Annotated in this window: 23 protein-coding genes and 1 riboswitch; of the genes, 7 read left to right on the forward strand and 16 right to left on the reverse strand. The window is 65.7% G+C overall.

The window, feature by feature from the left end; genetic code table 11:
• Position 1 precedes the first annotated feature (1 nt).
• From WDB71_RS14400 to WDB71_RS14430, 7 genes are all read right to left on the reverse strand, one after another.
• A complete protein-coding gene (locus WDB71_RS14400) occupies positions 2–736 on the reverse strand; it encodes a head GIN domain-containing protein (RefSeq protein WP_341502290.1) in 735 nt (244 codons plus the stop codon).
• A gap of 79 nt (positions 737–815) precedes the next feature.
• On the reverse strand, positions 816–2,018 hold the full coding sequence (locus WDB71_RS14405; protein WP_341502291.1) for an MFS transporter: 1,203 nt from the start codon (positions 2,016–2,018) through the stop codon (positions 816–818).
• A 235-nt stretch (positions 2,019–2,253) separates the two neighbouring features.
• Positions 2,254–3,438: an RsmB/NOP family class I SAM-dependent RNA methyltransferase gene (locus WDB71_RS14410; protein WP_341502292.1), complete on the reverse strand. Its 1,185-nt coding sequence runs from the start codon at positions 3,436–3,438 to the stop codon at positions 2,254–2,256.
• Positions 3,439–3,497: 59 nt separating this feature from the next.
• Positions 3,498–4,466: a DUF4382 domain-containing protein gene (locus WDB71_RS14415; RefSeq protein ID WP_341502293.1), complete on the reverse strand. Its 969-nt coding sequence runs from the start codon at positions 4,464–4,466 to the stop codon at positions 3,498–3,500.
• Between the two features lie 63 nt (positions 4,467–4,529).
• Positions 4,530–5,105 (reverse strand): TMEM165/GDT1 family protein, encoded by a 576-nt coding sequence (locus WDB71_RS14420; protein ID WP_341502294.1) that lies wholly within the window; start codon positions 5,103–5,105, stop codon positions 4,530–4,532.
• 4 nt (positions 5,106–5,109) lie between these two features.
• Positions 5,110–5,281, reverse strand: a riboswitch (yybP-ykoY riboswitch).
• Positions 5,282–5,299: 18 nt separating this feature from the next.
• Positions 5,300–5,860, reverse strand: coding sequence for a lysophospholipid acyltransferase family protein (locus WDB71_RS14425; RefSeq protein ID WP_341502295.1), 561 nt, complete (start codon positions 5,858–5,860; stop codon positions 5,300–5,302).
• A gap of 13 nt (positions 5,861–5,873) precedes the next feature.
• On the reverse strand, positions 5,874–7,844 hold the full coding sequence (locus tag WDB71_RS14430; protein ID WP_341502296.1) for a hypothetical protein: 1,971 nt from the start codon (positions 7,842–7,844) through the stop codon (positions 5,874–5,876).
• A gap of 99 nt (positions 7,845–7,943) precedes the next feature.
• Between WDB71_RS14430 and WDB71_RS14435 the strand changes: the two genes are divergently transcribed.
• The 6 genes from WDB71_RS14435 to WDB71_RS14460 all read left to right on the forward strand — a co-directional run bounded on the left by WDB71_RS14435 (position 7,944) and on the right by WDB71_RS14460 (position 12,566).
• Positions 7,944–8,330: a SirB2 family protein gene (locus tag WDB71_RS14435; protein WP_341502297.1), complete on the forward strand. Its 387-nt coding sequence runs from the start codon at positions 7,944–7,946 to the stop codon at positions 8,328–8,330.
• A gap of 9 nt (positions 8,331–8,339) precedes the next feature.
• Positions 8,340–9,080: a ferredoxin--NADP reductase gene (locus tag WDB71_RS14440; RefSeq protein ID WP_341502298.1), complete on the forward strand. Its 741-nt coding sequence runs from the start codon at positions 8,340–8,342 to the stop codon at positions 9,078–9,080.
• A gap of 11 nt (positions 9,081–9,091) precedes the next feature.
• Positions 9,092–9,973 (forward strand): DUF3014 domain-containing protein, encoded by an 882-nt coding sequence (locus WDB71_RS14445; protein WP_341502299.1) that lies wholly within the window; start codon positions 9,092–9,094, stop codon positions 9,971–9,973.
• A gap of 98 nt (positions 9,974–10,071) precedes the next feature.
• Complete coding sequence (locus WDB71_RS14450; protein WP_341502300.1) at positions 10,072–10,419, forward strand: DUF413 domain-containing protein; 348 nt, start codon at positions 10,072–10,074, stop codon at positions 10,417–10,419.
• 77 nt (positions 10,420–10,496) lie between these two features.
• Complete coding sequence (gene rimK / locus WDB71_RS14455; protein ID WP_341502301.1) at positions 10,497–11,399, forward strand: 30S ribosomal protein S6--L-glutamate ligase; 903 nt, start codon at positions 10,497–10,499, stop codon at positions 11,397–11,399.
• 81 nt (positions 11,400–11,480) lie between these two features.
• Complete coding sequence (locus tag WDB71_RS14460; protein ID WP_341502302.1) at positions 11,481–12,566, forward strand: hypothetical protein; 1,086 nt, start codon at positions 11,481–11,483, stop codon at positions 12,564–12,566.
• Positions 12,567–12,626: 60 nt separating this feature from the next.
• Here WDB71_RS14460 and argS read toward each other — a convergent pair whose 3' ends face one another.
• The 6 genes from argS to WDB71_RS14490 form a co-directional block, all read right to left on the reverse strand.
• Positions 12,627–14,363, reverse strand: a complete 1,737-nt coding sequence (gene argS, locus WDB71_RS14465) for an arginine--tRNA ligase (protein WP_341502303.1) — start codon at positions 14,361–14,363, stop codon at positions 12,627–12,629.
• Between the two features lie 63 nt (positions 14,364–14,426).
• Positions 14,427–15,146: a hypothetical protein gene (locus tag WDB71_RS14470; RefSeq protein WP_341502304.1), complete on the reverse strand. Its 720-nt coding sequence runs from the start codon at positions 15,144–15,146 to the stop codon at positions 14,427–14,429.
• Positions 15,147–15,535: 389 nt separating this feature from the next.
• Positions 15,536–16,072 (reverse strand): SRPBCC family protein, encoded by a 537-nt coding sequence (locus WDB71_RS14475; RefSeq protein ID WP_341502305.1) that lies wholly within the window; start codon positions 16,070–16,072, stop codon positions 15,536–15,538.
• 62 nt (positions 16,073–16,134) lie between these two features.
• On the reverse strand, positions 16,135–17,877 hold the full coding sequence (locus tag WDB71_RS14480) for a permease (protein ID WP_341502306.1): 1,743 nt from the start codon (positions 17,875–17,877) through the stop codon (positions 16,135–16,137).
• A gap of 56 nt (positions 17,878–17,933) precedes the next feature.
• Positions 17,934–18,269, reverse strand: coding sequence for a TraR/DksA C4-type zinc finger protein (locus tag WDB71_RS14485; protein WP_341502307.1), 336 nt, complete (start codon positions 18,267–18,269; stop codon positions 17,934–17,936).
• Positions 18,266–19,165, reverse strand: coding sequence for a bifunctional GNAT family N-acetyltransferase/hotdog fold thioesterase (locus WDB71_RS14490; RefSeq protein ID WP_341502308.1), 900 nt, complete (start codon positions 19,163–19,165; stop codon positions 18,266–18,268). The genes WDB71_RS14485 and WDB71_RS14490 overlap by 4 nt, the downstream gene beginning before the upstream one ends.
• 164 nt (positions 19,166–19,329) lie before the next feature.
• On the opposite strand from WDB71_RS14490, the gene WDB71_RS14495 reads away from it, so the two are divergent.
• The gene (locus WDB71_RS14495) at positions 19,330–19,806 is read left to right on the forward strand and encodes a Dps family protein (RefSeq protein WP_341502309.1); all 477 of its coding nucleotides are present in this window, start codon (positions 19,330–19,332) and stop codon (positions 19,804–19,806) included.
• Between the two features lie 301 nt (positions 19,807–20,107).
• Here WDB71_RS14495 and dtd read toward each other — a convergent pair whose 3' ends face one another.
• From dtd to WDB71_RS14510, 3 genes are read right to left on the reverse strand one after another with little or no spacing between them, the layout of a single operon-like run.
• Complete coding sequence (dtd, locus tag WDB71_RS14500; protein WP_341502310.1) at positions 20,108–20,545, reverse strand: D-aminoacyl-tRNA deacylase; 438 nt, start codon at positions 20,543–20,545, stop codon at positions 20,108–20,110.
• A complete protein-coding gene (pip, locus tag WDB71_RS14505; protein ID WP_341502311.1) occupies positions 20,542–21,495 on the reverse strand; it encodes a prolyl aminopeptidase in 954 nt (317 codons plus the stop codon). The genes dtd and pip overlap by 4 nt, the downstream gene beginning before the upstream one ends.
• Positions 21,476–22,336: a virulence factor BrkB family protein gene (locus WDB71_RS14510; protein ID WP_341502312.1), complete on the reverse strand. Its 861-nt coding sequence runs from the start codon at positions 22,334–22,336 to the stop codon at positions 21,476–21,478. The genes pip and WDB71_RS14510 overlap by 20 nt, the downstream gene beginning before the upstream one ends.
• Positions 22,337–22,338 lie beyond the last annotated feature (2 nt).

A 22,338-nucleotide genomic window follows, 5' to 3' on the forward strand; every position in this document is an offset into this window, starting at 1 on the left:
CTTATTCGCCTTTCTGCTTGACCTTGCCGGAGCCCATGATGCTCTGGCTGAGCTTGGGCGAGCCGTGGTAGCTGACATCACCGCTGCCGGCGATGCTGATGTCCAGCTTGTCGGCGGCATGGACCTCGACATCACCGCTGCCGGCGATGGACACCTCGACCCTGCTGGCCTTGACCTGGCTGCTGGTGGAGCCGGAGCCGGCGATGCTGATGTCCATGCTGTCGGCCTGGCCCTTGCCGATACGGATGTCACCGCTGCCGGCCACGTCCAGGTCGATGTCACTGTAGTTGGCACCGGCCATGTCCAGGTCACCGCTGCCGGCCACGCCCAGATCCAGATGATCGCCGCTGAAGGCCTCGACCTTGACATCGCCTGAGCCGGCCAGGTTCAGCTCTTCCAGGGCGGACAGGGTGATCTCCACCTCGATATCCTTGCTGGGTTCCAGGTCATAGCCGCGCTTGGCCTTGAGGGACAGCTCGTCACCGTCCAGGTCGATGACGATATGGGCCAGGATGTTTTCCTCGGCGCTGATGCGCAGCTCGGCCCGGTCGCCCTTCTTGATGGTGACATGGGCGGGGATGGCGATATTGACTTCGTCGACCTGGCCCAGGCTCTGCTGCTGTTCGGTCATCTTGCCGTTGCCTTCGATGTCCTTGTCGCCCCAGGCGTAGGCGGACAGGTGAACGGTACCCATGACCAGGGCGGCGGCGCCCAAAATGGCAAATTGCGGTTTCACAAGCATCTCCTTTGATGTGTTGACGGTTACAATTTAGCAACCGCCATGCCAAACCGCTAATTAGTTGTTTTACAAACTATTACTGGACGACTTCCGTTTTGAGACTGGCGTGTTCCACCACTTGCTGGTGTGTTTCACCAACTTTCCTGCCCTGCCAGATGGCCAGCACCGCAAAGCCGCTCAGCAGGGCCCCCAGGGGCAGGGCGTCGTGCTGGGGGATCTGCGCCGACAGCGCCGCCGCCAGGCCGCAGCCCAGGTTCTGCAGGCCGCCCAGCAGGGCCCCGGCGGCGCCGGCGCCCTTGCGAAAAGGCGACAGGGCCCCCGAGGTGGCCACGGGCCCCAGCAGGCCGGCGGCGAAGAAGTAGCAGGACACCGGCAGCAGCAGGCTCCAGGCCGACAGCGGCAATGCCCAGGCCAGCAGCAGCAACAGCAGGGCCGAGGCCAGCAGCAGCCGCAGCCCGACCTTCATCAGCCTGTTGTGGGACCACCTGGTGCTGAAGAAGGCGGCCGCGAAGGAGCCGGCCACATAGGGCGGCAGCGGCAGCACGAACATCAGGCTCACCGCCCAGGCCGGGTAACCCAGGCGCTCGCCCAGCAGGATGCCGGCCACGGCCTCGAACACCACCACGCCGGCGAACACCGCCACCAGGGTCCACAGGTGGCCCTGGAAGACCGGCTCTCGCCAGACGCTCTGGTAGCGGCGCAGCAGGGAGCCCTGTTCGGCACCGGCCTCGGCATGGGTCTCGTCGAAGGCCAGCCACAGCAGAACCCACACCAGCACCGAGAAGCCGGCCAGGAAGCCGTAGCAGGCCCGCCAGTCGAACCAGGACACCAGGCCGCCGCCGATCACCGGCGCCAGGATAGGCGAGAAGATCAGCGCCATGCCCAGCAGGCCGTTGACCCTGGTCAGCTGCGGCCCTTCGAACCTGTCCCTGGGCACGGTCCTGGCCATGACACCGCCAACACCGGAGCCCAGGCCCTGTACGGCCGAGCCCAGCAGCAGCAGTTCAAAGCTGGCGGCAAAGGTGGCCAGCAGTGATCCCAGGCAGAACACCGCCAGGCCGAACAGGATCACCGGCCGGCGACCGACGGCGTCGGACCAGGGACCGTAGCAGAATTGCGACAGGCCGTAGCAGAACAGGTACAGGGCCATCAGCAGCTGGGTCTGACCAGGCGCTATGGCAAATTCCTGGGCTATGGCGCCCTGGCCCGGCACGAACAGGGTCTGGGCCATCTGACCGACGGCGGTCAGGCTGGCCAGCAGGAAGAGAAAGGTAGACAAAGAAGGCGTACGCGGCATAACGAACACCAAACCCCTGAAATTTGTTAAAAAAGCGCTAAAAAATTCTTCTCACGACCATCAACGGCCTAAAAGAGCGGGAAAAATCGGCACTACCCCGCTCTCTGGCACCAAAATAAAAACAAGGCCTTGGAGAATCGCGCGCAATCTACCAGCCAGGGGTTAACTTGTCATGACGGCGCCTTGATACAGTTTCGGCATTAAAACTGTAAAAACGTCAATCTATCTTGACGAGCCTGGCCATGTAGAAACCGTCGCCATCGTACTGATCCGGCTGCAGGCGCCGCTCGGCCTCCAGCAGGAAACGGCCGGGGTGGCGTGCCAGGAAGGCGGCCACCTGGGCCTCGTTTTCACTGGGCAGGATGGAGCAGGTGGCGTAGACCAGCTTGCCGCCGGCCTTGAGCATGCGGGCGTAGGAGTCGAGGATCTCGGCCTGGGTGGCCAGCAGCTGGTCGAGATCGGCGGCCTGCAGCTGCCACTTGCCGTCGGGGTTGCGGCGCAGCACGCCGGTGCCGCTGCAGGGCACGTCCAGCAGCAGCCGATCGGCCTTGCCCTTGAGGCGCTTGATGGTGGCGCTGCCTTCGATGTGGCGGCTTTCCAGGTTGTGGATGCCGGCCCGGCGGGCACGCTTCTTCAGGGCCTTGAGCTTGCCCTCGAAGATGTCCATGGCCAGCAACCGGCCCCGGTTTGCCATCAGCGCCGCCAGGTGCAGGGTCTTGCCGCCGGCACCGGCACAGGCATCGATGACGGTCATGCCGGGCGTCACCTCCAGGAAGGGCGCCACCTGCTGGGAGCCCAAGTCCTGCTGTTCGAAGGCGCCCTGGTGGAAGGCCTTGGTCTTGAACAGGGCCCGGTGGCCCTGGACCTTGAGCGCCTCCCCTTCCAGGCGGGTCGGCACCTTTTCATGGTGCAGGGCGTGGTGCAAGGACTTGGCATCGGTAACCAGGGTGTTGGCGCGCAGGTACTGGGCCGGTGGTCTATTGAGGGCTGCACGCAGCGGCGGCCAGCCATCGCCCAGCTCGGCCTGGGCACGTTCATCCAGCCACTGGGGGAAGCTGTGCCAGACGGCGCCATCGGCCTTGGCCTCGCGCAGCCGGGCCGGCCAGTCGACGCCCCTGAGCCGCGGCAGCTCCAGGGCCTGGGCCGGCCGTTCGAGTCGCTGCCAGGCGCTGAGCAGCAGGGGAATTTCCCCCTTGTGGCGTAAGGGCCAGCCGACACCGGCCAGGAAGGCGTAGCGGCGGCCGAAACGCACCAGATGCTGGCCGCTTTCCGCCAGCCAGGGCCTGGCCGGCGCCGGCAGGGTCGGCAACAGGCGCTGCAGCACCTTGTCCAGGGGATGGCCCTGCAGCAATACGTCCTCGAGGAGTGCCTTCAGGCTGTCTGTTGCTTTCTGTGCGTTCATAAAAAATGCCCTGCCAAACTGGCAGGGCATCCTAGGTCATCGCCAGGAGGCTGGCAAGCTTACTGGGTCGGCTGGGCGCCGCTGGCCGCCAGGGCGAACTCCGGTACCACCAGTTCGGCATCGGCCAGGGTCACTTCCTGTACGGCCGTGCCTTCGGCGGGGATGGTCACCAGCTCGGGACCTTCAAAGGTCTCGGGCAGGTCGGCCTCGCCGTTACAGGAGTAGGCCAGGCTGTAATCGCCGCTTTCCACCAGGCCAAACTTGTAGCCATAGACCTCGCCGTCCAGCGCCACTGTGGTGGAGGAGAAGGACGCGGTGGCGTCGGCCGGGGCACCGGCGGCGCCGGCATCGAAGTCCTCGGACGGGTTGGCGATGCCGTGGCCCTGGTAGAGGTAGACGGCACCGAAGGTGGTCCCTTCCTCATTGGCACAGTTGGCGGCCAGATCCGCGGCCACGGTGCCGCTGATGGCGCCCAGGGTGGCGGTTTCCAGCAGCTCGACGCCGCGGGGCTTGATGATGTAGCGCTGCGGGCCCGGGTTGTAGGTCATGGCCTTGCGCAGGTTGAAATCGATGGTGAAGGCCAGGTTGCCGCCGGCGGCGGCCTCGAAGCCACCCAGCTTGAGTTCATCGCTGGGGCCCTTGAGTTCGAACTTGCCTTCGCCCGTGGTCACCCAGGACAGGTCCAGGTTTTCGTCGAGGATGGACAGGCGCAGGTCGGTGTAGGTGCCGGCAGGGATGACGACGCCATCCAGGGCCAGGAAGGTCTCACCGCCCTGGAAGTCGAGCAGGTCCAGGGTCACGGGATTGCCGTCGGCGTCCTGGATGGGCAGCACCACGTCCGCTTCGCCTTCACGCTTGAGGGTGATCTGATCGATGGTGACCACCACCTCGTCGGCGGTGTCGACGGGGGCATCGCCTATGGCCACGCTCAGGCGGGCTTCGCTGACGGCGGGGGTATCGCCGCTACCACCGCCACAGGCGGTGAGCATCAGGGCTGCAAGGCTGGTCAGGGCCAGTTTGGTTTTCATCTTCCCTCCTAAGGAGTCGTTGTTATATGGACGCAGCATCAAGTGTAGTAGTGCTTGCTGACCCTAAGATGAAGGGGACAACCAGGGCCATAGCGCCATTGCGGAAAAAAGCAGCGCAGATGCCAAGCGCAAGGCCCTGAGGGGCAGCCTGGCCAGCAGCCCGGGGCCGGCCAGCACCACCGGCAGGTTGGCCAGCATCAGCCCCAGGGTGCTGCCCACCAGCACCCAGCCCCACTGCACCGCGTCGGCGGCCAGCACCAGGGTCGCCACCTGGGTCTTGTCGCCCATCTCTGCCAGGAAGAAGGCGCCCAGGGTGACCCAGAAGGCCCGAGAGCCGCCCAGGGATTGTGAGTCCTCTTCCAGGGTGTCCGGCACCAGCAGCCACAGGGCCATGGCCAGCAGGCCGGCCGTGACCAGGCCGTCACGCCAGGACGGCGACAACCACAGCGCCAGCTGCTCGAACAGCCAGACGCCCAGGCTGCCGGCCAGGCCGTGGTTGAGCAGGGTCGCCACCAGCATGCCGGCCAGGATCGGCAGCGGCGCCCGGAAGCGGCCGATCAACAGCAGGGTCAGCAGTTGGGTCTTGTCGCCGATCTCGGCCAGGAAGATGGCCAGGGTGGAGGTTAGCAGGGTTTCCATGGGGATCCTTCTTTGGGGCAGACGAATACCAAGACGCTGCCGCCCCTGCCCCGGCAGGTCGGCACCGTCTCGGGTCTCGTCAAGCACGAAGGCCGCAGTGACCATGGCGAACGCCAATCATGTTGACCACTGCCTCGCATGTAGGGCGCGAGAGACTACTCCCCCAAGAGCGGGGGCATTATGGCAAAGGCGGCTCAGTCTTGGAAGTAGCCCAGGCCGGGGGGGATCACCTTGGGGTGGCGGCCGGTAATACCCAGGAAGAAGGTGCGGATCTGGTCCAGATCGGCTTCCATCTCCTCGCCGGGCCACAGCGGCTCGCTGATCACGAAGCGCCTGCGGCCGAAGTCCAGGCCCACCATCACCACGGGCACCCCGGCCTCCCTGGCGATATGGTAGAAGCCCAGCTTCCAGCGCTTGACCGGGCTGCGGGTGCCTTCCGGGGCCAAGCCAAGGACGAAGTCCGGCTCGTCGCGAAAGTACTGCACCACCTGGGCCACCAGGGCATTGGCCCTGTGCCGCACCACCGGATAGCCGCCCAGGGCCCGGAACAGCCAGCCGAAGGGGAAACGGAACAACTGGTGCTTGCCCAGGAAGCGGACCTTTTGCCCAAGGGCGGTCCTGGCCAGCATGCCCATCACGAAGTCCCAGTTGGAGGTGTGGGGGCCGGCGATGATCAGGTACTGGCGCAGCCCGGGCAGCTCGCCTTCAACATGCCAACCGAGCCGGCGCAGCAGCCAGCCTGAAAAGCCTTTCATCTTCATGGGGTCATTATGGTTTTTCTTGTGGAGGAAACCACCTGATGGGCTCGGGCGTACCCGCCGACAGGGTGATCAGCCCCTTGTCCAGGGCCTCCAGGATACGATCCCGGCAGGGCCCGTCCTCGAGCAGGTCGCTGACCACCGGCAGGGGCCTCAGGCACAGCCAGCCCGGGGCCGGCAGCTGCCTGGCCAGGTGCAGGGACAGCAGCAGGAATTCGATGGCCAGGGACGGATCCGGTGAGCGGCTGATATGGGGGAAGAAGGGGTAGTTCAGCGCCGCCAGGCGCACCCCCGTCACCGCCGGGCACACCACCCTGAGCCGGGCATCGATGTCGCCATGGCGTTCGGCCAGGCCGTCCACCTCCAGGGCCCCCGGCAACACCACCAGATAGCAGAAGGCATCCGGCTCGGCCACCAGCAGCGCCTGGGGATACTGCTGGCGCAGCGTCGCCGCCAGGGCCGCCTGCCAGTCCTTGCCCTGCAGGTAGCCGCTGCCGTAGTAAGGTTCGCTGTTGAAATCCGGGGAGAAGAACAGCAGGGTCATGTCGTGGCCCTTTTGCAGCAGCCGGGACAGCGCCAGGGTGGTGGCCTTGCTGTGGGGCAGCTCGGAGAATGGCCTCAGCGACAACGCATTGAGCCTTTCTATCTGCGCCGACTGCCGCCTCATCCCCATCACCAGCAAGGTGCTCAGCAGCCCCATTGCCGCCAGGCCGCCGTACCAGGGGGCCATGTTCGGCTCGGCTCTGGGCAAGGTGTCTTCGGCATCCTCCTGCTGCAGCAGGGCCAGCACCCGGCGCTCCGCGGACTGCTTTTCCTGCTGCAACCGCTCCCCTAGGGCCTTGTTGATGGCCAGGGCCTGCTGCTGATGTACTTCCCGCTCTTTACCCCTGGTCAATGCCGCCAGCTCTTCATGGGCCTGGGCAACCAGCCTTTGCTGCTTCAGGCTCTGGGTGGAGTTCTGGGTCGCCAGCACCTTCTCGAGCCAGTCGCGATGCGCCTTTGTGTTGCCCTGGGAGGCTTCGATCCTGGCCAGCATCATCATGCTGTCCAGGCGCCAGTGGACCATGTTGGCCTTCCCGTGGTGCTCCATGGCAGACAACAGGTAGAACCTGGCCCTGTCCCACTGCTCGAGGGCCATATAGGTTTCGCCGATATTGCCTTCCACCAGGCCGATCCAGTTGTGGTGTTCGCTCCCCGACAGCCAATCGCGGGCGGAAAGGAAGGCATCCAGGGCCAGCTCGTATTCCTGGCGATAAAACTGGACGGTGCCCAGGTAAATCTGGGCCTTGGCCTTCATCAACGGAGACAGCTCTTCCCGGCCGGCCACATCCAGCAACTGGCTAACAATCTCCAGGCCTGACTGACCCATGATCTGGCTGGTCGTGGCACTGAGTCCCCTGGCGGTGATCATCTCCTCCATGAAGCCACCCTGCCCCGCCAGCTCTGCTCCCTGCCGGTACATTTCCAGGGCCGCCAGGCGGTCGCCCGTGGCCCGGAAGTTATCGGCCAGCTTGATATGGGCCTGGGCCTGGATCTGCAGATCACCGATACGGCGCCCCAGGGCCAGTGCCTGCCTGGCATATTGGCTGGCCTGCTCCCAAGACTCAAAGTGGCCCATCAGCTTGGTCAGATGCAGGTAGATCTCGGCCAGCAGTTTTGGCGCTTCCACGGCGCTGGACAGCAGTACCTCTTCTGCCTTGAGGGCGGCCTCATAGGCTTCTTCCATGCTGCGCAGGCCGCTCAGGGATGTCGCCAGCAGATGGTAGAGCCTGGCCGCCTCCACGGAGCTGGCGTCCTCCGGCAGCTGGGCGGCCAGTTCCTGCAACAGAACCCGGGCCTCCTGGTGGCGCTGCTTGTCCAGCAGCCCTTGAGCCCGGTCCAGCTTGGGCCCCAGCATCCTGGGGAAACGGCTCTCGTCGACAGCCGTGGCCAGCAGCGGGGCCAGCAGCAGGGCGCAGAGCAAAAAAAGCTTCATTTTCATGCCGCTATGCTAGCCGCTGCGTCTCCCGCTGTCAGCTATGGAGGCGCCGTCGGTACCGTGCTACTTTGGAAGCCATATTGCTATGGACAGGGGGACCAAGTGAGTTACTTGGCCATAAAACACCTCCACCAGAGCCTGGCCTTCCTGAGCCTGGCCCTCTTTATCTGGCGCGCCATCAGGGCCATTCCCGACCCGGGACGCATTCCCAAATGGGCCCGGGTCGCACCCCACATAATCGATACCGGCCTGTTGCTGGCCGGCCTGTATCTGATGATGCTGCTGCATCAGTACCCCTTCGTGCACCACTGGCTCACCGCCAAGGTGCTGGCGCTGCTGCTCTATATCGCTCTGGGCACCCTGGCCATCAAGCGCGCCCCCACCCCCGGGCTCAGGGCCGCCAGCGCCCTGGGCGCGGTGCTGACCTTTGCCTACATGGTTGGGGTTGCGATCAGCAAGTCGCCGTTATCCTGGCTCAACTGGTTGTAAGGAGGTGCCATGGCACGCTGGCTAGACGCCGAGGTCATCGAGAACAGGGCCTGGACAGAACAACTGTTCAGCCTCAGGGTGAAGGCCGAGCCCTTCGATTTCATTGCCGGACAGTTCGTCAGGCTGGCCCTTGAGCTGCCCCAGGGCCGGGCCCAGCGCGCCTACTCCCTGGTCAACGGACCGGGTGACGACATCCTGGAGTTCCTGGTCACGGACGTGGACGGCGGCCGGCTTTCCCCGGCCCTGCACGGCCTCAGGGCCGGCGACGGCATCCAGGTCAGCCAGCCCGCCAGCGGCTTCTTCACCCTGGACGAAGTGCCGGACGCTGACAGCCTCTGGCTGCTCAGCACGGGTACCGGCATAGGGCCTTACCTGTCGATGCTGGCCACCGAGGTCCCCTGGCAAAGGTTCCGGCGCATCCACCTGGTCCACGGCGTGCGTTTCGGCGCCGATCTGGCCTACCGAGACTGGATCGCAAACTGGCAGCAGGCCCGTGGGCAAGGGCTCACCTACCTGCCGGTGGTCACCCGGGAAGCCTATCCCGGCGCGCTGAGCCGGCGCCTGCCGGCCCTGATCGAAAGCGGTGAACTTGAGGCCGCCCTGGGTGACAAACTGGATAATGGCGCCCAGGTAATGTTGTGCGGCAACCCGGACATGATCCGCGACGCCCAGGCCGCCCTGGCCGAGAAGGGCCTATCCAAGAACCTGCGCCGCAAACCGGGCCAGGTCACAGTCGAGCAGTATTGGTAGCAGGAGGCAAGATGCAAGCCGAACCCAGAAAGACCCAGCAGGACAAGCAGACCAGTCCCCTGGTGCCCGTGGTCGTGGCCCTGGTGCTGGCGGCGGGCGCCGGCGCCTACTGGTTCTGGAGCCAGCAGGGCGAGCCCGAGCCGGCGCCTCAGCCGGTGGTCGAGCCGCTGCCCGTGGCGCCCGAGCCTGTCATGGAGGCCGAGGACGTGCAGGCCGAGGTCGAGCCTGAGCAGGAGCCGGTCGAGCCGGTGCAGGCCCAGCAAGAGGCACCGGAGCCCGAGGTGGTCCCCGAGCCAGAGCCCGAGCCCTTGCCGCCCCTGGGCCAGAGCGATGAACTGGTGCGCGCCGAGCTGCGGTCGCTGCTGCCCGAAGGCGCTCCCTTGCGCCTGCAGGAGGCGGAGCTGGTGCGCAAGATGGCCCAGTACAGCGTCACCCTGGCCGACGGCTACCTGCCGCCCCGGCAGAAGCTGATCGCCCCGCCGGCCTCCTCCTTCGAGATCCTGCGCCTGGACGACGGCATCTATATGGATCCGGAAAGCTACCGGCGCTTCACCCCCTATGTGGACGCCCTGGTGGCGGTGGACGATCGGCTGCTGGGCGCCTTCCTGGCCCGCTTCGGCCCGCTGTTCTCGGCCGCCTACCAGGAGCTGGGCCTGCCCGCCGACGCCTTCACCGCCAACCTGGACAAGACCATGGCGCTGCTGCTGGCCACCCCTGAGCCCCTGGAGCCCATCCGTCTCAGCCAGCCCAGGGTGCTGTACCAGTACGCCGACCCGGAGCTGGAAGCCCTCAAACCCATCCAGAAACTGCTGCTGCGCATGGGGCCGGACAACCGCGGCCGCCTCAAGGACAAGCTCAGGGCCGTCCAGGCCCTGCTGTCCGAACAGGGCTGAGGTTCGACAATTTTTGCTTATGCCGACGATAAAAACTTTTTGTTTTACCCCTGAAAAGGCGTCGGCAATACTCCACGCGAATTGCATTGGAGGTGTTTATGAGCAACAGCTTCGTCAGCCAAAAGCGCTTCTGTGACCACAAGCATTATCCCCGGGGTTTCGCCCGCAGCGGTGATTTCACCCGCACCGAGGCCGAGCTGCTGGAAATGCATGGCGAAGCGCTGCTGGCCCTGGAAACCGGCCTGCGCGAGCCCGCCACCGCCGAAGAGCACCAGTTCCTGGCCGTCTGCCAGGGCGTCCGCCAACCGAGTTCGTCCCTGGAAAAGCTCTGGAGCAAGTACCGCCAGGTACTTGGCCGCAAGCACAAGCTGTTTACGGCCAGCAACGACTGGGTGAGCAGCCGTTCGACCGTCGTCTACGACGATGCCGACGACAGCGACGACTAGGCTCAGCTGAATGACACCAAGGGCAGCCTTGCGCTGCCCTTTTTTATGTTCGCGCCCCGGGGCGCCCTGGAGTAACTATGAGAATTGCCATCCTTTCCGCCAATCCCGAGCTGCATTCCACCAAGCGCCTGATCGCCGCAGCAGAGGAACGCGGGATGGAAGCCATGGTGGTGAATCCCGTCAACAGCTACATGAGCATCAACGCCGGCGGCCCGGCCATGCACAGCCGCGGCCAGGATCTGCCCCACTTCGACGCCGTGATCCCCCGCATAGGTCCGGAAATCACCTTCTATGGCGCCGCCGTTCTGCGCCAGTTCGAGGCCATGGGCGTGTACAGCCCCATCTCGTCGGCGGCCCTGACCCGCTCCCGGGACAAGCTCAGGGCCATGCAGGTGCTGGCCCGCCAGGGCATCGACATGCCCATCACCGGCTTCGCCAACGCCCCGGATGACATCCCAGACCTCATCGACATGGTCGGTGGCGCGCCGCTGGTGATCAAGCTGCTGGAAGGCTCCCAGGGCATCGGCGTGGTGCTGGCCGAAACCCGCCAGGCCGCCGAGAGCGTCATCGAGGCCTTCATGGGCATCAAGGCCAACATCATGGTCCAGGAGTACATCAAGGAGGCAGCCGGCCACGACCTGCGCCTGTTCGTGGTGGGCGACAAGGTGGTGGGCGCCATGGAACGGGTCGCCAAGGACGGCGACTTCCGGGCCAACATCCACAGGGGCGGCGAAGCGCGGGCGGTGAAGATCACCCCCCGGGAGCGCAAGATAGCCCTGCAGGCCGCCAGGACCCTGGGCCTGGAAGTGGCCGGCGTGGATCTGCTGCGCTCCGAGCGCGGCCCCCTGGTGGTGGAGGTCAACTCCTCCCCCGGCGTCGAAGGCATAGAGCGGGCCACCGGCAAGGACATCACCGGCGCCGTGATGGACCATGTCAAGAAGCAGCTCAAGGCCGGCAAAAAGGCCCGCAAGGACAGCTGAACCAGGGGCGCTCCGGCGCCCCTTGTTGTCTCCCCGCCCCCGTGGCAAGCTGCTGGCAGTCTCCACCGGCCGGACCCTGCCATGCGTATTGCCCTGTTCCTGCTCAGCTTTTTGCTGTTGTTGCCCGCTGCCCTGGCCAATGTCGAAGAGGCCCGCCTGGCCAGGGCCGAGGCCGCCCTGCCCGGCCTGCGGGCCCCCTTTGCCGGGCTGCTCGAAGAACTCGACCGCCACCCAGAGCAAGCCGAAGCCCTGGGCGCGCAAGGCTTTGCCGTCGGCAAGGCCATCGCCCTGGCAGAGGGCGACGACAGGCCCCTGTACTGGTTCCGCCTGGCCGGCAAGGCCAGGCTCAGGGCCGCCCAGCTGGCCCCCATAGCCAAGGACCGCTACCTGCACGCCTTCGAGCGGGCCAGCCGCGGCATCAGCGATATCCGCTTCGACGACGGCATTGGAAAAATCCTGATCACCGGCTTCGATCCCTTCTTCCTGGACCGCAACATCGGCCAGTCCAACCCCTCGGGCCTGGCGGCACTGCGCCTGGATGGCCAGATCATCGCATACCAGGGCAAGCAGGCCCGCATCGAGGCGGCCCTGGTGCCGGTGCGCTTCGCCGATTTCGACCAGGGCCTGATCGAAACCCTGCTGCTGCCCCATTACAAGGACGACGGCGTCGACATGGTGGTGACCATTTCCATGGGCCGCCAGGACTTCGACCTGGAGCGCTTCCCGGGCCGCAACCGCAGCGCCGCCGCCCCGGACAACCTCAATGTGCTGACCGGCGCCAGCAAGGAGCATCCCCTGGCGCCGCGCCTTCATGGCAAGCCGCTCAGGGGGCCCGAGTTCGTGGAATTCAGCCTGCCGGTGGCGGCCATGGTGCAGACCGCTCCCTTCCCCGTCCACGACAACAACAAGGTCGGCACCCTGAGCGGCGACCTGGCGCCGACCAGCCTGGCCCAGCTCAAGGGCGAGACCAGCGTCAGCGGCGCCGGCGGCGGCTACCTTTCCAACGAGATTTCCTACCGGGCCATCCGCCTGCGCAACAACCTGGGCAGCTCGGTGCCGTCCGGCCATATCCATACCCCCAGGATTTCCGGTTACGAAAAGGACAAGGAAATCGCCATCGTCGAACAGATCCGGGCCATGCTGGCCCGCTCGCTGGCAGCCCTCTGACAGTGGCCCTGACACCAAAAAGGCGGCCCGAAGGCCGCCTTTTCTCATTCAGGACGAAGCTTACATCCGCTCCAGGGTCTTGATGCCCAGTAGCGACAGCCCCTGCTTGAGGGTCCGGGCGGTCAGTGCCGCCAGCTTGAGGCGGGAGCCCTTGATGGCCTCGTCTTCCTGGCTGAGGATGGGGCAGCCTTCGTAGAAGCCGGAGAACAGCCCGGCCAGCTCGAACAGGTAGGCGCACAGGTGGTGGGGGCAGCCTTCCCGGGCCACCACGTCCACCGCTTCCTCGAACTGCACCAGCTTCAGGGCCAGGGCCTTCTCCTGGGGCTCGACCAGGCGCAGCTCGGCCTGGAGCTGGCTGGGATCGATGCCGGCCTTGCGGAAGATGGACGCCACCCTGGTGTAGGCGTAGAGCATGTAGGGGGCGGTGTTGCCCTCGAAACTGAGCATGGCGTCGAAGCTGAAGATGTAGTCCGAGGTGCGGTGCTTGGACAGATCCGCGTACTTGACGGCGCCGATGCCAACGGCATGGGCGATCTCCTTGAGCTCGTCCTCGCTGAAGCCTGCATCACGCTCGGCGACCAGCTTGTAGGCCTTGTCCTCGGCCTCCACCAGCAGGTCGATGAGCTTGACGGTGCCGCCGCTGCGGGTCTTGAAGGGCTTGCCGTCCTCACCGTTCATGGTGCCGAAGCCCAGGTGCTCCAGGCTCATGGCCTCGGGCACGAAGCCGGCCTGTTTGGCCAGGGTGAACACCTGCTTGAAGTGCAGGGCCTGGCGCTGGTCCACGAAGTACATGGCGCGGTCGGCCTTGAGCACCTTGGCGCGGTAGCGCATGGCCGCCAGGTCGGTGGAGGCGTACAGGAAGCCGCCGTCGGCCTTCTGGACGATGATCGGCAGGGGTTCGTCGTCCTTGCCCTTGAACTCGTCGAGGAACACGCACTTGGCGCCCTGGTCTTCCACCAGCAGGCCCTTGGCGTCCAGATCGGCCACTACCTGGGCCAGATCGTCGTTGTAGGCACTCTCGCCCATGACGTCGTCGCGGCTCAGGCTGACGTTGAGGCGCTGGTAGATCTCGTGGCAGTGGCTCAGGGAGATGTCGTTGAACTCGCGCCACAGCTTGTTGCAGTACTCGTCGCCGGACTGCAGCGCCACCACCAGCTCCCGGGCGCGGTCGGCGAAATCGGCGGACTCGTCGAAACGCTGCTTGGCGGCGCGGTAGAAGGTCTCCAAATCGGACAGCTCCAGCTCGGCCTGGGTGTTGCCCTGGGCGCGCAGCTCCTCCATGTAGGCCAGCAGCATGCCGAACTGGGTGCCCCAGTCGCCGACGTGGTTCTGGCGGATCACCTTGTGGCCCAGGAATTCCAGGGTACGCACCACGGCGTCACCAATGATGGTGGAACGCAGGTGGCCCACGTGCATCTCCTTGGCCAGGTTGGGGGAGGAGTAGTCCACCACCACGGTCTGGGGCTGGGCGCGGCTCACGCCCAGATGCGTGTCGGCCAGAGCCAGCTCCGCCTGGGCCGCCAGGAAGGCCGGCTTGAGGAAGAGGTTGATGAAACCGGGACCGGCGATCTCCACCTTGTCGGCGATGTCGGACAGGTCCAGGTTATCCAGAACCGCCTGGGCGAACTCCCTGGGGTTCTGCTTCATTCGCTTGGCCGCCCCCATGACACCGTTGGCCTGATAATCGCCAAACTGAGGCTTGGCCGATTGGCGCACCGCCGCCGGCGTGCCTTCAGGTGCGCCCGCTGCCACCATGGCAGAGGCGATCTTGTCATTGAGGAGGGTTTGAATGTTCACTGAGCCGTCCTGTCTTTGCCGCTAGGATAGGTGAAGGGTAAAGGCCGGATTGTAACCCTGGGCTCAGGCCATCTCCAGCCATTTGAGGGGATCCGGCACCTGGTAGTGGTAGTCCAGCGCCCTGGCCGTGTCTTCGCCCAGCACCTTCTTGCCCCCCACCTGGTCGGCAAAGGTCGGCGGCGTCAGCCCCAGGGCCCGTGCCGCGGCCGGGTAGAACTGATCCTTGGGCGGCGTTACCGGGCAGACACCATGGTAGATCCGTCCCCAGGCCTGGCGCTCTATGATGGCCAGGCACAGGCCGACGGCGTCATGCTGGTGAACAAGATTCACCGGTGCCCCGCCGCCCTTGAGATCGGTCTTGCCGGCCAGCCAGCGGCCGGGGTGGCGGTCCGGGCCGAACAGCCCGGCCATGCGGATCACCGCCGCCCGGTACGGACTTTCCAGGATCAGCTGCTCGGCCTGGGCCAGGGGATTGCCGGCCTCGGCCGGGCTGGTCTCATCCATCTCCCCGTCACCATGGCCAAGGGCGCCGCTGGAGGACACCAGCAGCAGTTGCTGGACCTGGGTACCGGGCAGGGCCGCCAGCAGGGTGCGGATCCGGGCCAGGTAGGCCTCGCCACCGCCGCGCCGCAGTCCTGGCGGGAAGGCCAGCACCAGGGTGTCGCAATGGGCAAGGGCGCCCAGGCCGACCACCTTGTCGGTCTCCAATGACAGCGGCGCCACCGCCAGGCCCAGCTCCGCGAGACGGGCCAGGGCTAGGGCGTCACGGCGGGTCACCAGCACCTTTTTTCCCTTGGCCTTCAAGGCCATGCCTAGTGGGGCGCCCAGCCAGCCAGCCCCCACCACGCAAACGTTATGGCTGAAGCCGTTAGGCATAAAATTTAACCCTTTCTCTTCTCATGCCTAGAAAAATCCGTTAGATTGGATCCCGTGCTGAGGCGGCCCGTTGCAAGCAGGGCTGCCACCGGTGGGACGGCCTGTCGCAAGCAGGGCCGCCCTGCCGAATTCAGTACGCGCGTGCGTCATGCAGCCGACGTCCCGACTGCATGACAGATGGTGTTAGCCTGGGTAGCTATGGGTTACCACAAGTATCAGGCAGCCCGACAACAAAAACGCATTGGCAGAATCCCCTCTTCCCTCATTTGCCATTGTTGTCGGGCTTTTTCTTTTTCTCAGCCTTCGCTTTCCAGCTGGCCCTTGAGCTTGGCCAAGCCCTTCTCGTATTCACCGCCGACCATGGTATCCATCATCAGGCCCATGTAGCGGCCCATGATGTCGTTGCCGAAGTCGACCCTGAATCCCCAGGTCAGCTCGCTGCCGCCTTTTTCCTCGCGGATGCGGAAATAGGAGTCGGCCTGGCCCTGGTCGCCAAAGTCCAGGCGAATGGCCACATAGCCGGGCGCCGAGACCTCGACGATCTCCTGGCTGCCGGAGCCCACATCGGGCTTGTCGGAATGCCAGCTCATCTTGGCGCCGACGCCGGCATCCGGGCCTTCATACTGGTATTGGGCCTGCGGATCCAGTTCGTACCAGGGTGACCAGTCGTTGAAGCTGCGCAGATCACTGACCTTGGCATAGACGGCGGCGGGCGCGGCATCGATATGGATCCGCCTTTCCACCTGCACTTCCCTGGGCAGGAACAGGCCGATCACCATGAAGGCCACCACCAGCAGGATGGCCAATGCCAGCAGCCGTTTTAACAGGTTCATCGCGTTTTCCTTGTTGCTTGTCCTGATAAAGCCTTAGCAGGACAAGCACTTGGGAGCAAGATCTAATGGTGATGGTGGGGGCTGATATTGAGCCCCTTGGGCCACAGCTCGGCCACGAAGCCCCGGGCGCCGCGCCTGAGCATGACCCAGACGAAGATGCCCACCAGGGCCAGGGCCGAAGCAATGCGCCAGGGCGAACTCAGCTCGGCCATGTCCAGGGCCGGCGGCGTGACGGCCAGGCCAAGGCCCTGGCCGACAAAGAGCGCCAGCAGCGCGGCCAGGGCCATCACCACCAGGCCGTAGGCGAAGGCGAAGCGGCGGCTGTGCTGCTCGGCCAGGTAACGGAGCAGCCCCAGGTTCAGGGCCGGGCCCACCAGCAGCAGCGCCAGGGCCGCCCCCAGATCCAGGCCGAAGGCCAGCAGTATGGCCACCACAGGCGTCAGGCCGGTGGCACAGAGGTGCAGCGGCAGGGCCAGCACCAGCACCAACAGGGTCTGCCCTATGGGATGGACGGCCAGGGCCTCCCAGATGGGATGAGGGGCCAGGGTGGCGGCCAGCACCAGGCCGGTGATCACCCAGGGGGCGGTGTGATCCACCAGGTGGCCATAGCCCATCTCGAAGGCCGAGCGCAGCGGCGCCTGGGCGTCATGCTTGTAGCAGCTGCGCGGCGGCAGCTGCGGCACCAGCCGCATCAGGATCGCCACCGACAGCAGCGCCAGGGCCAGCACGGCGCCAAAACGCCACAGGGTCAGCTCCGGGCCCAGCAGGGCCAGGCTCGCCAGCAGGGCGTCTATGCCGAACACAGGTGCCGCCAGCAGGAAGGCCAGGGCCATGGGCGGCCTGGCGCCGTGCTGCAGCAGCCTGGGATAGACCCGGGCCGCGTCCGGCAGGCACACCGGCAGCGCCAGCCCCCAGGCCATGCCGGTGAAGGCGCCCTTGGAGCCGTCGGTCACGGCCTGTTGGTGACGGAAGGGCCGCCAGCGATTGAGCAGCAACGCCAGGGCATAGGACAGCAGCAGCCAGGGCGACAGCGCCAGCAGCAGCATCCACAGCCGCTCCAGGGCCGCCCCCGTGGCCAGGGCCGGCTCCACCAGCTCGTGGTCGTGATGGAGATGGAAGCCCAGCCAGGCCGGCACCGAGATCAGCAGCAGCACGGCCGCGCCCAGCACCCCGCCCAGGCCGGCCATCCAGGCCCTGGCTTCCTTGCCCTTATGGAAGGGCCGGTGCAGCACCACGTGCAGCAGGGTGCCCGCCACCAGGCCCTGCAGCCAGCCCAGCTGGGCATCGCCCAACTGCGGCAGCCACTGGAAGCCGATGCCGTAGCCGACCAGGGTACCGGCCATCAGCAGCGCCAGGACAGACCCTGCCACGGCACGGCCGAAATGGGGCCGGAGCAGCCACCAGATGGTCAGGCCCACCGGCAGCCGGTGCAGCACCACCCCCAGGGCCAGCAGGGCATCGCTGTGGCTGCGATCCACGTCGACCAGGGCGGCGCCGTCGGTCATGGCATGCAACGCCAGGCCGGACACGCCCACCAGCAGGGTCAGGTTATGGGTGGTCCTGGCCGCCTTGCTGAACAGGTGTTCCAGCTGCCCCGGGCCCAGTGCGCCCAGCAGCAGCAGTACCAGCACCGGCCAGCCGCCCAGTTGCAGGGCCTCCGGCATGACATGGAACAGCAGCAGGCCGCCGATGACGACGAAGATGAAGTTGTCCAGCAGGGCCAGCCAGCTTTGTCTTCTGGACAGCCAGTGGTAGAGGAGAGGACCGGCCAGCAGGGCCAGGACGCTTGAAGCCAGGAGCAGCATGGATGTTCAAGAAGACCGAAGGGCCCACCATTATAGCCTTGGGCCGTCGGCCACGACTAGGCGCTTTCCCGCCGCCCCTGGCAATTCAGGCAGTAGGGGCTTTCCGGCCGCACCCTGAGCCTGGCCTCTTCGATGGCCTGGCCGCAGTCCAGGCAGTAGCCGTAATCGCCGTCGGCCAGCCGCTGCCGGGCCGCCTTGAGCTGGCCCAGGCGCCTTTCCACCTGGAGGAGGTTGGCCTTGGCCATGGCCTGCTGCTGCAGCGCTTCGTTGCGGGAGATCCGGCCCAGGGCCTGCTGATCCAGCGTCACCACCGAAGCGGCCTGGCGCAGCCCCTCCAGTTCCTCGTTGAGTTCGACTTCCAGTTCGTCCAGCAGCTTGGCCCAGTCTGTCATCTGCTCGTCTCCTTGGGTAACACCGCGAATTGGCCCTCGAACAAGGCGGCCGCCTTGCCCTGCCCCTGGCCGCAAACCTGGCTGCGCACCGTGAAGCGCGCCCGCCGCCCCTTGCGCAGGGCCTCCAGGCCCTGGCGATCCAGGGGGCCGGCGCTGATCAGCCGCGGCGTTTCCGCCAGGGGCCTCTTGTATTGAATATGGCCGTCCGCCAGCACTATGTCACCATCCAGGCCGTTTTCCCTGAGCAGCAGCCAGATCCGGCCCCAGGCGGTCAGGGTGGCCAGGGCATAGTGGCTGCCGGCAAAGAGGGTGCCGTGCAGGTTGGCGTTGGGACCAAAGTCGGCGCCGCACTGCAGCTGCTCGCCGTCGTAGTTGTCCACCCTCAGGGTCATGAACCTGGCCAGGGGAATGGTGTCGTGCCAGGTACGGGTCAGCTCCTTGGCCCAGGCCTGCTCAGGGCGAGCGGCCAGGGACTTGCCCATGCGCCAGTGATGCACCTCGCCAAAGAGGCTATGGGCCCGCTCCCCCAGCTCATAGCCAAGGGCCTGGTAGAAACCGACGGCCGTCTCCCTGGCATTGAGATCGATGCGTTCAAGGCCAAGGCTGGCGGCCAGGGTCTCCAGGGCGGCCAGCATGCGCCGGCCCAGCCCCTGGCCCTGGTGGCCATCGGCCACCGCCATATAGCGGATCTGGCCCACTTGCCCGTCCGGGCAGTGCAGCCGGCCCACGGCGCAGATCTCGCCCCGGTCGTCCACCAGCATGCGGTGGTGGGCCTGGTCTTCCAGCTCGTCTCGCTCCGAGCCCGGCGGCTGTGCCCAGGGCTGGCGCAGCAGCTGCCAGCGCAACAAATAGAGGCGTTCGAAATCATCCTGGCTGACGGGGGTGACGAGGTGCATGGACGGGCTCCCAAACAGATGCTGTTCGGCATTTAACCCCAGGGCAGGGGCATAGACAAGACCGACCAATCTACATTACCGATTAATGAAATCTAGCTTAACCGTTTATTTGTTAGGCCATGGCGCGTCTAGACTAAGGGCTGAGTTGAACAGAGGAGCAAGACATGAGTCATCACAACCTGATCGGTTTGAACCAGGAAGGCGTCACCCAGCTGTCCGAGCAGTTGAACCAGCTGCTGGCCAACTACCAGATCCTGTACATGAATGCCCGGGGCTTTCACTGGAACGTCCGTGGTGACGACTTCTTCGAGCTGCATGCCAAGTTCGAGGAAACCTACAACGATCTGCTGCTGAAGGTGGACGAGCTAGCCGAGCGGATCCTGACCCTGGGCGGTCGCCCCATGCACGCCTTCAGCGACTACATCGCCCGCTCCCAGGTCCGGGAGCAGAAGGACGTCAGCAACGGCAAGGACGGCGTCGCCCACCTGCTGGCAGCCTACCAGCAGCTGATCAGCGAGCAGCGCCAGATCCTCAGCCTGGCCGGCGACATCGGCGACGAAGGCACCGCCGCGCTGATGAGCGACTATATCGGCCAGCAGGAAAAGACGGTGTGGATGCTGGCCGCCTACCTGAACCGCTAAGTAGCGCCCGTAAAGAGAAAAGGCGCCCGATGGCGCCTTTTCGTCTGTTTGATGGCCCCTCAGACCTGCAGCCAGAAGGGTGCAGACAGAAACCCAAGCGCCGCTTGGGTGCGGCTGCACGCGGGCCTCGGGATGGGCGAGCCGGGCGTAGCGCCAGGGACGGCTCCCGAAGCTATTCCCTCAGACCTGCAGCCAGAAGGGTGCAGACAGAAACCCAAGCGCCGCTTGGGTGCGGCTGCACGCGAGCCTCGGGATGGGCGAGCCGGGCGTAGCGCCAGGGACGGCTCCCGAAGCTATTTCCTCAGACCTGCAGCCAGAAGGTAACAGGCCCGTCATTACAGAGGCTGACCTGCATGTCGGCGCCGAATTCGCCCCTTTCCACGCCCAGCCCCAGGGCCTCGCAGTCGGCCATAAAACGTTCATAGAGGCGCTCGCCTTCGCTGGGCACGGCGGCGCTGGAAAAGCTGGGCCTGTTGCCGCAGTTGGTGTCGGCGGCCAGGGTAAACTGGGACACCACCAGCAGCCGCCCCCCGGCCTGGGCCACATTGAGGTTCATCTTGCCCTGGTCGTCCTCGAACACCCGGTAGTTGCAGACCCGCTGGGCCAGGCGCCTGGCCTTGGCGTCGTCGTCGCCCTTCTCCACTCCCAGCAGTACCAGCAGCCCCTGGTCTATGGCGCCTGCGGTCTGGCCGTCGATGTCCACCCTGGCCTGGCTCACGCGCTGGATCAGGGCAATCATCGCTTCAATTCCCCGTAGATCTGCTCCACCGCCCTCAGCAGGCCATCGGTGATGCCGGGCTCCATGGCGCTGTGGCCGGCCGCCGGCACTATGTGCAGCCGGGCCTGGGGCAGGTGCTCGGCCAGGGTCAGGGCATTTTCCAGCTTGCAGACCATGTCGTAGCGGCCGTGGACTATGGCCACCGGCAGCTCGGCCAGCCTGTGGGCGTTGTTCAGCAACTGGCCCTCTTTCATAAAGCACTGGTTGATAAAGTAATGGCATTCCAGCCGCCCCACCGCCAGGGCCGCGGAAGGCTCCAGGTAGGGGGACTCGTCGGCCAGGGGCATCAGGGTGCACATGCGCCCTTCCCACAGGGTCCAGGCCTTGGCCGCCTGCATCCGGGCCAGCTCGTTGTCCGAGGTCAGCAGCTCGTAGTAGCGCTCCAGCAGCCGCTCGCTGTCCTGCTCCAGGGGCGCCAGGAAGTCCTTGTAATGATCCGGAAAGACCTGGGCCGAGCCGCCCCGGGGCGATACCATCCAGTGGATGTCCTCCTGGCGACCCAGGAAGATGCCCCTGAGCACCAGGCCCAGTACCTTCTCGGGGTGTGCCTGCCCGTAGGCCAGGGCCAGGGTGGAGCCCCAGGAGCCGCCGAACACCAGCCACTGGCCTATGCCCAGGTGCTGGCGGATGGCCTCGATATCGGCGATCAGGTGCGCCGTGGTGTTGGCCTTGAGGCTGGCATGGGGCCGGGAGCGGCCGGCGCCGCGCTGATCGAAGAGGACGATATGGAAGCGGTTGGGATCGAAGAAACGGCGCTGGTCCGGGTTGCTGCCGGCACCTGGGCCGCCATGCAACACCACCACCGGCAGGCCGTCCGGGTTGCCCGAGGTTTCCACATAGAGTTCATGGCCGTCTCCCACCGGCAGGTGAAAGCTGTCATTGGCCTTGAGTTCAGGATACAGCGTCCGCATCCAACGGCTCCTCCCGTTGTTGTTGCTTCTCCACTTCCCCCAGGTAGGCGGTCAGTTCGGCCCCCAGCAGTACGATCAGCCAGCACAGGTAGATCCATACGAAGAGGATGGGCACCGCCGCCAGGGCGCCGTAGATGGCCTGGTAGGACGGGAAACTGGTGACGTAAAAGGCGAAGATCTCCTTGGAGATCTCGAAGAGAATGGCGGCCAGCACGGCGCCGGCCATGGCGTGCTTGACCCTGACCCTCATGTTGGGCACCAGCAGGTACAGCACCAGGAAGGCCAGCCAGGACGCCACCATGGGCGCCAGCTGGATCAGGTAACCGCGCAGGGCCGACAGGGCCCCGTCCTGGAACAGCTCCAGGCTGACCACGTAGGAGGTCAGGGCCAGGGACACCCCCATCAGCAGCGGTCCCAGGGTCAGTACCGACCAGTAGATGGCAAAGGCCACCGACCAGCGCCGCCCCTGGCCGACCCGGAAGATCTGGTTGATGGTCCTGTCCACCGAGCTGATCAACAGCAGCGCCACCACCACCAGCGCCAGTACCCCCACCGCCGACATGCGGGCGGCATTGGCGGCGAAACCCTGCACCTGCCTGGCAATGACGTCCGAGGCGGTGGGCACCAGGTTGTTGAACAGGAACTGCTGGATGTCCTGCTTGAGGGCCTCGAAACCGGGAAAGGCGGAAAACAGCGCAAACAGCACCGCCACCAGGGGAACCAGCGACAGCAGGGTGGTGTAGGCCATGGATCCGGCGTAAAGGGTCAGGCGATCTTCCCTCACCCTGTGGGTGAATCCGCTGATCAGCTCCTTCACCCGGGACCAGTGCGGCAGGGTCATCA

Origin of the sequence: Gallaecimonas sp. GXIMD4217 (genome assembly GCF_038087665.1) — a bacterium.
In the GTDB taxonomy this organism is placed as follows: Bacteria; Pseudomonadota; Gammaproteobacteria; order Enterobacterales; family Gallaecimonadaceae; genus Gallaecimonas.

Bases quoted from the DNA above. Each gene is read 5' to 3' on its own strand.
- WDB71_RS14410 (WP_341502292.1), bottom strand. From the start codon at position 3,438: ATGAACGCACAGAAAGCAACAGACAGCCTGAAGGCACTCCTCGAGGAC.
- WDB71_RS14415 (WP_341502293.1), bottom strand. From the start codon at position 4,466: ATGAAAACCAAACTGGCCCTGACCAGCCTTGCAGCCCTGATGCTCACC.
- WDB71_RS14420 (WP_341502294.1), bottom strand. From the start codon at position 5,105: ATGGAAACCCTGCTAACCTCCACCCTGGCCATCTTCCTGGCCGAGATC.
- WDB71_RS14425 (WP_341502295.1), bottom strand. From the start codon at position 5,860: ATGAAAGGCTTTTCAGGCTGGCTGCTGCGCCGGCTCGGTTGGCATGTT.
- WDB71_RS14430 (WP_341502296.1), bottom strand. From the start codon at position 7,844: ATGAAAATGAAGCTTTTTTTGCTCTGCGCCCTGCTGCTGGCCCCGCTG.
- WDB71_RS14440 (WP_341502298.1), top strand. From the start codon at position 8,340: ATGGCACGCTGGCTAGACGCCGAGGTCATCGAGAACAGGGCCTGGACA.
- WDB71_RS14445 (WP_341502299.1), top strand. From the start codon at position 9,092: ATGCAAGCCGAACCCAGAAAGACCCAGCAGGACAAGCAGACCAGTCCC.
- WDB71_RS14450 (WP_341502300.1), top strand. From the start codon at position 10,072: ATGAGCAACAGCTTCGTCAGCCAAAAGCGCTTCTGTGACCACAAGCAT.
- rimK (WP_341502301.1), top strand. From the start codon at position 10,497: ATGAGAATTGCCATCCTTTCCGCCAATCCCGAGCTGCATTCCACCAAG.
- WDB71_RS14460 (WP_341502302.1), top strand. From the start codon at position 11,481: ATGCGTATTGCCCTGTTCCTGCTCAGCTTTTTGCTGTTGTTGCCCGCT.
- WDB71_RS14475 (WP_341502305.1), bottom strand. From the start codon at position 16,072: ATGAACCTGTTAAAACGGCTGCTGGCATTGGCCATCCTGCTGGTGGTG.
- WDB71_RS14480 (WP_341502306.1), bottom strand. From the start codon at position 17,877: ATGCTGCTCCTGGCTTCAAGCGTCCTGGCCCTGCTGGCCGGTCCTCTC.
- WDB71_RS14485 (WP_341502307.1), bottom strand. From the start codon at position 18,269: ATGACAGACTGGGCCAAGCTGCTGGACGAACTGGAAGTCGAACTCAAC.
- WDB71_RS14490 (WP_341502308.1), bottom strand. From the start codon at position 19,165: ATGCACCTCGTCACCCCCGTCAGCCAGGATGATTTCGAACGCCTCTAT.
- WDB71_RS14495 (WP_341502309.1), top strand. From the start codon at position 19,330: ATGAGTCATCACAACCTGATCGGTTTGAACCAGGAAGGCGTCACCCAG.
- dtd (WP_341502310.1), bottom strand. From the start codon at position 20,545: ATGATTGCCCTGATCCAGCGCGTGAGCCAGGCCAGGGTGGACATCGAC.
- pip (WP_341502311.1), bottom strand. From the start codon at position 21,495: ATGCGGACGCTGTATCCTGAACTCAAGGCCAATGACAGCTTTCACCTG.
- WDB71_RS14510 (WP_341502312.1), bottom strand. From the start codon at position 22,336: ATGACCCTGCCGCACTGGTCCCGGGTGAAGGAGCTGATCAGCGGATTC.